Raw genomic sequence first — 3,545 nt, 5'->3', positions numbered from 1 at the left:
GTGGAAAAGATCAAGTCGTCCTCGCAGACGCTCAAGCAGGAATACCTCGATACATACGAGGGAGGTGAATGACATGATAGGCAAGAGCTATGCAAAGATAGCGATTGTTGGCTTTGTACTTTGTCTTGCAATGGTGCTATGTGCATCATTTGCGAGGTATAGGTCCGAGCAGTCGTTCATCGATGGCGCTGAAAATGGGTTTGGCATAGACGGGATGTATGTCAACGATGGCGCGACCAGGCCGTCTATGGCGATTCTTGCAGGCGAAGACATGGAATGGCAAATCTGTAATGGCGATGGCTCTTGTCTGAGTGGTCGTTTGGCCGCAACGAGCGACCCGAATTCGTTCGATCTTCTCGACAATGATGGAGCGGATTGCGGTTCTGTTCACCTTTCATATGCATCGCGAGATGGGATGGACGGCATTCTCTACGTCTCCCACGAGACTGGCGATTTCAAGATGCGCAGAACTAACCGGGTGCCGGCTTTTATCGAGGAGTGAGAGTTCCCGTCGGCCTGCCGATCAGGCCGCCGAGCTATCGAGCCCCGCATTCATCCGTACACACGCGGATGAATGCGGGAAGTGTCCGGATGAAGTTGATAATCAAGGAAACAATACCGTTCTGCCTGGGACGGCTTTGGCCTGGACTTTAACTACAACATCGCAATCGACACTTATCAGCTCGCGCAACGCGCATGGCCAGATCTCGGACGCTGGTGCATGGAGGACCTTCGAGATTTACTGGACATCCAAAACGACGACGCACACCGCGTGCTCGCCGACTGCGAAGACGAGATGGCTGTCTACAATGCGATCAGAAACGGCGTGAAGTCCGGAGATCTTTCTGTGGAACCGCCGCGCCGTCGCGCGAGCCGACCGGGCAACCCGGGCAATCTGGTCCCGGCTCTCCCGGTCGTATTCCTACGATATCGCCCCTAGATCACCAATGTGTCAGATAAAGAATGATGCAATGGCTGTGATCACGCCTACGGCGGACGCAACGACTGCGCCTTTTTTCCTCTCCTTTAGTCCGACGATTAGGGTTGCCGTAAAGTAAAGGGCGGAAATGCAGTCTATGGCAAGCAAAACGAGTTCCTTGGGCGGTTTCAGCAAAAGGTCGCTAGCAAAGAGTGATGCGAGCAGGGCAAAGCCGATTGTGTCCAAGTATCTCGATTGATTTTGCGACAGCATGGCAACTTCCTTTCAGAACATGCAAATGAAAAGTCGGTACGATGTCATTGCGGTTGCAAAAAAGCCGCCGCCAGGACCGGTTGTCCCGAGACCGGCGATAACGCATTTTCTCGGTTTCCAGCTCATGACAGACCCCTCTCTCATGGTGCAACGTATACATTATGAGATATACACATTTTGTCCTATAAGCCCCAAGGATGACGATTCCAATACGGACGACGACACCAAAACCGGCATCGACGGCTCCATGGACGATTCGGATTCCAAATAGGCCCTGTTAGTTGAGCCACTTCTTTGCCGGTGTCGTATACGAGACCGCTATACCCGCGGCAATTGCCATCAGGCAGCTCGCGATGAATCCGAACTCATACTTCAAAACGTTTGTTGCGGTCAGGGCGATAATCAACACTGTCAGAATTTGCAGAATTATCGTTATTGCGAAGAGATTGATTCCTTGTTTGGCCGAAGTCGCTGAATGAGTTTGGCTTCGTTGATTCAGGTTGAGGCAGACAAGGAAAGCGACCAGTTCGCTTGATAAGGGGCCGACTACATAGAAAAAGATTGCGTCAATGAAGCCAATAGTGTTGTAAGTGTTGTAAGTTGTTTCGCCGGAAAACACAGCGTATAAAGCATATCCAAATCTTGGCTGATTCATGTATGAGTCCGAAAAGACGAAGAGCGTCAATATTGCTACTACCAGAAGTGCATTCAGGGCAAATCGTTTGCTTTTCATCGATCGCTCCTTCCGGGTGAACTTTATTATGTAATTATACAGCAGTCATTTGTTATTCAAAGAATTTGACTGTCTTAAATAACATGCACTTTCGCTGGAGGGTCGCTGTTTGGCGGCCCTCTTTTTTGCACAGGCGCAGTGGGATGGTAATATCGGGCGGGAGTCAGCCGCTCTGATAGAATCGTCCTTGCTGTTGGCAGCCCTCGTGCCGGGCAGAGCCCTCCATTTGATGGGAGGTGATGCCCATGACCGATTTCACCGAGCTCGTGAAGCTCCTGACCGCTATGGTCTCGCTCCTCACGGCCCTTGTCGGCCTTTCCAAGGCACTCAAGCAGGGCTCGAAGCCTAAAAAGAAAGGCCACCGTCGCTAAGGACGATGACCCAACTTCATTAAGCAACGGCTCTGCCCAGCTCTCTACAACTTGGGCTGCCGTCGGCATCATTCTACCCTCCTGACAAGGAATTCGTCCATATTTCAAAAACCAAATTGCGTTTGCTATCGAAGTTCATTCATCGTCCATGTACATGAGCGGAACAGCGGAAACCGTTCGCTATGCTCCTGACCGTGCCAAAGAATTACTCGAAACGGGACCACGAGAGTACGATCGTTTGCCGGATAGCCGCCACTACGACGGATATCCTTGATAGTAAGCGCTAGAATGATTTTGCTCTTATGGAGCTCAGCCCCGGCTGGTAAACCTGACGTTCGGCGCGGTGTACGTGGACGCGCCTGGAGAGCTTGACCTCAAGTACGTTCAAGACTAGGGGCCTAAGCCCCCCCCGCGCTCAAGCCTAGGCTTGAGAGGGCAGACTGGCAGGCAGCAACCGGGATATAAACGATTTAGGGGGAGTACTGGCGTACTCCCCTATTTTTTACTGAGTAGCCGAAAAAACGAGGCAACGAGAGGCGATTTAAGGTGCCTGAAAACAGGTGCCCCTAGCGGGTATCCAAGTAGGTCTTTTTGGGGTCGTATTCGCGATTGTGTTAAGCCGTTTACCTGGGCGTTTGGTTTCGAATGGGCGTTTTGGCTATTTTTGCGGTGCGCTTGCCGCTGGGGTGTCATCGTCTGGGTCGTGAACGACATACCAGCTGTTTTGGTAATGGCAGATGTCGCGGCACGTACCGTCCCCGACGATCACGCGCCAGGACTCGGACCGCTTGTTCCTGCCGAGCGCCCACGAACGGGAGCTGTAGGACTCGATGCGGTCGAACGGGTAGACGGTGCCGTCGTACCATTTGATGCCCCACGGGGCGTACTCGCCGTCGGGGCGGCACTCGACGAGGGCCGTGACCAAACGTATCGACTTATCGCTCTCCCCCACGACGGCACCCCTCTCGAATCAATAACGAACGCGTGTTCTATAATAGCGTAATCACGATTGTTGATCATCGGTGCGGTTGCCGCTGCGGCAAGACCGGAGCAGAATTATGGAATAGCCCTACGCTCGGCAATGTATCTACAAACCCTGAGCGAAGGGAGTGTCGCAAATGCATGCAGCGGCAGTTAACCTTCGGGGGGGGGTATCTCCTAGGAGTACCCGCCTCCGAGGACAGTCAATCATCGAGTACGTCCTGATCATCGCGGTTATCGGCCTGGTGATCGTGTTCGCGGGACCCGG

At 52.8% G+C, this 3,545-nt stretch carries 5 protein-coding genes; 2 read left to right on the top strand and 3 right to left on the bottom strand.

The genetic code is table 11. The features are described from left to right. The first annotated feature begins 73 nt into the window (after window positions 1-73). Entirely contained in the window at window positions 74-502 is a 429-nt protein-coding gene (locus FGQ67_RS07330; RefSeq protein ID WP_138341020.1) for a hypothetical protein, read from the top strand. Window positions 503-952: 450 nt separating this feature from the next. On the opposite strand, the gene FGQ67_RS07325 is transcribed toward FGQ67_RS07330, so the two are convergent. Both FGQ67_RS07325 and FGQ67_RS07315 read right to left on the bottom strand, forming a co-directional pair. After that, window positions 953-1,192, bottom strand: coding sequence for a hypothetical protein (locus tag FGQ67_RS07325; protein WP_138341019.1), 240 nt, complete (start codon window positions 1,190-1,192; stop codon window positions 953-955). Between the two features lie 277 nt (window positions 1,193-1,469). Further along, window positions 1,470-1,925, bottom strand: coding sequence for a hypothetical protein (locus FGQ67_RS07315; RefSeq protein WP_138341014.1), 456 nt, complete (start codon window positions 1,923-1,925; stop codon window positions 1,470-1,472). A 245-nt stretch (window positions 1,926-2,170) separates the two neighbouring features. Between FGQ67_RS07315 and FGQ67_RS10340 the strand changes: the two genes are divergently transcribed. Further along, window positions 2,171-2,296 carry a hypothetical protein gene (locus tag FGQ67_RS10340; protein WP_255413117.1) on the top strand — a complete coding sequence of 42 codons (126 nt, stop codon included), beginning with the start codon at window positions 2,171-2,173 and terminating at the stop codon, window positions 2,294-2,296. Window positions 2,297-2,954: 658 nt separating this feature from the next. Here the strand turns inward: FGQ67_RS10340 and FGQ67_RS07310 are convergent. Beyond that, entirely contained in the window at window positions 2,955-3,248 is a 294-nt protein-coding gene (locus FGQ67_RS07310; protein ID WP_138341012.1) for a hypothetical protein, read from the bottom strand. Between the last annotated feature and the right edge of the window lie 297 nt (window positions 3,249-3,545).

It is taken from the genome of Collinsella aerofaciens, assembly GCF_005845035.1.
GTDB classification, from domain to species: Bacteria; Actinomycetota; Coriobacteriia; order Coriobacteriales; family Coriobacteriaceae; genus Collinsella; species Collinsella aerofaciens_I.
The sequence above is the reverse complement of the archived record's forward strand: the minus strand, read 5'-3'. Positions and strand labels throughout refer to the sequence as shown.